At 34.6% G+C, this 2,023-nt stretch carries 2 protein-coding genes; both read left to right on the top strand.

The window, feature by feature from the left end; genetic code table 11:
- The first annotated feature begins 502 nt into the window (after positions 1-502).
- Entirely contained in the window at positions 503-1,831 is a 1,329-nt protein-coding gene (ffh, locus tag P8H68_RS04280) for a signal recognition particle protein (RefSeq protein WP_300322083.1), read from the top strand.
- Between the two features lie 31 nt (positions 1,832-1,862).
- Positions 1,863-2,023 (top strand): tetrahydrofolate dehydrogenase/cyclohydrolase catalytic domain-containing protein (locus P8H68_RS04275; RefSeq protein WP_300322084.1); only part of this gene is annotated, 161 nt, incomplete at its 3' end.

Raw genomic sequence — 2,023 nt, 5'->3', positions numbered from 1 at the left:
TAGAAAACCTAAAACAACCATGAGTAAATCATGTCCGAACTGTAATTCTTCTAGTAATCGAATTAGAATTAATAGAAGCCTATGGATGAAGTTGATTCCAGGCACTTATAATTATAAATGCGCAAGTTGCTATTCTTCGTTTTTGTATGTTGTAGCTTTAAACAAATCATTTTTACATAAAAAGCCAAGTTTCAAAACTTCAATGAACTCCAAAGCCTAATTTAACCTAATTTAATATGGGAAAAAACTGTCCTTCTTGCGACTCAAATACAAGGTATAAAACAAAAAGACCTTTGAAGTTAAAAATGATTCCTTATACCTCTCTTTATAAATGTATGAGCTGCAATACTTATTACGTGTATTCTAGAATAAATGATAGATCTTATGTTTATAGGAGAACTGTTTTAGCAGCTAGAAATTAGCATAAATTATTTTCGTTGGACTCTTTGATAGACTTCGAGTTTCTAGTATCTTTGTCGCTTTAAAAATCTTATTTAATAGTATGTTTCAAAATTTAAGCGAAAAATTAGACAAGGCTCTTCATGTTTTAAAGGGTCATGGAAAAATTACTGAAGTAAATGTTGCAGAAACTTTGAAAGAAGTCCGTAAGGCTTTGATCACTGCCGATGTTAACTACAAAATTGCAAAAGATTTTACCGCAAGAGTAAAGGAGAAAGCTATTGGACAAGATGTATTGACTACATTAAACCCAAGTCAATTATTGGTAAAACTTGTAAAAGACGAGTTGACTGAATTGATGGGAGGTGAAACTGTTGGAGTAAATTTAGCAGGAAATCCTACAGTTATTTTAATGTCTGGTTTGCAAGGTTCAGGTAAAACCACTTTTTCCGGAAAATTAGCAAACTACTTAACTACAAAAAAATCTAAGCAAGTTTTATTGGTTGGTTGTGATGTATATCGTCCTGCTGCAATAAATCAATTGCAAGTTGTTGGAGAGCAAATTGGTGTTGAAGTTTACGCAGAAGTTGGGAACAACAATCCTGTAGAAATTTCACAAAATGCCATCAAACATGCTAAAGCAACTGGAAAAAATACAGTAATCATTGATACCGCTGGTCGTTTGGCTGTGGATGAAGAAATGATGACTGAAATTTCTAATATTCATAAAGCTGTAAATCCTCAAGAAACATTGTTCGTTGTGGATTCGATGACGGGTCAAGATGCCGTTAACACAGCAAAAGCCTTTAATGATTTATTAAATTTTGATGGTGTAATCCTTACAAAATTAGATGGTGATACACGTGGTGGAGCTGCTCTATCAATCAAATCTGTTGTAAACAAACCAATTAAGTTTATTGGTACTGGAGAGAAAATGGAAGCTATTGATGTTTTCCATCCAGATCGTATGGCAGACAGAATCCTTGGAATGGGAGATGTTGTTTCTTTGGTGGAAAGAGCCCAGGAGCAATATGATGAAGAAGAGGCTAGAAAAATTCAGAAAAAAATCGCCAAAGATCAGTTTGGATTTGATGATTTCTTAGCTCAGATTCAACAGATCAAGAAAATGGGTAACGTAAAGGATTTGATGGGAATGATTCCTGGTGCAGGAAAAGCCATGAAAGATGTTGATATCGACGATGATGCGTTTAAAGGTATTGAAGCTATCATACATTCAATGACACCTAGCGAACGTACAGAACCGAAAACAATAAACGCAAGTCGTAAGAAAAGAATCGCAAAAGGATCTGGAACCAGTATTCAAGAAGTGAATCAATTGATGAAGCAATTCAATCAAATGAGCAAAATGATGAAAATGATGCAAGGTGGTGGAGGCCGAAAGATGATGCAGATGATGCAAGGTATGCGTTAGGAGATTTTATAGATAAACAAATATTTGTACAATGACAATTTTAGATGGAAAACAAACTTCTGCGGATATCAAAGCTGAAATAGCAGAAGCCGTAGTTGCAATAAAAAACAAAGGAAGTAAAACTCCTCATTTAGCTGCAGTTTTAGTTGGTACGGACGGTGCTAGTATGACCTATGTTGGAGCCAAAGTAAA

Source organism: Flavicella sp., from assembly GCF_029238425.1.
Classification (GTDB): domain Bacteria; phylum Bacteroidota; class Bacteroidia; order Flavobacteriales; family Flavobacteriaceae; genus Flavicella.
Note: the sequence above shows the minus strand (reverse complement) of the source record. Positions and strands in the feature narration are given on the sequence as shown.

What these genes read in the sequence shown, in the direction of transcription:
- ffh (WP_300322083.1), top strand. Translation starts at nt 503, where the DNA reads ATGTTTCAAAATTTAAGCGAAAAATTAGACAAGGCTCTTCATGTTTTA.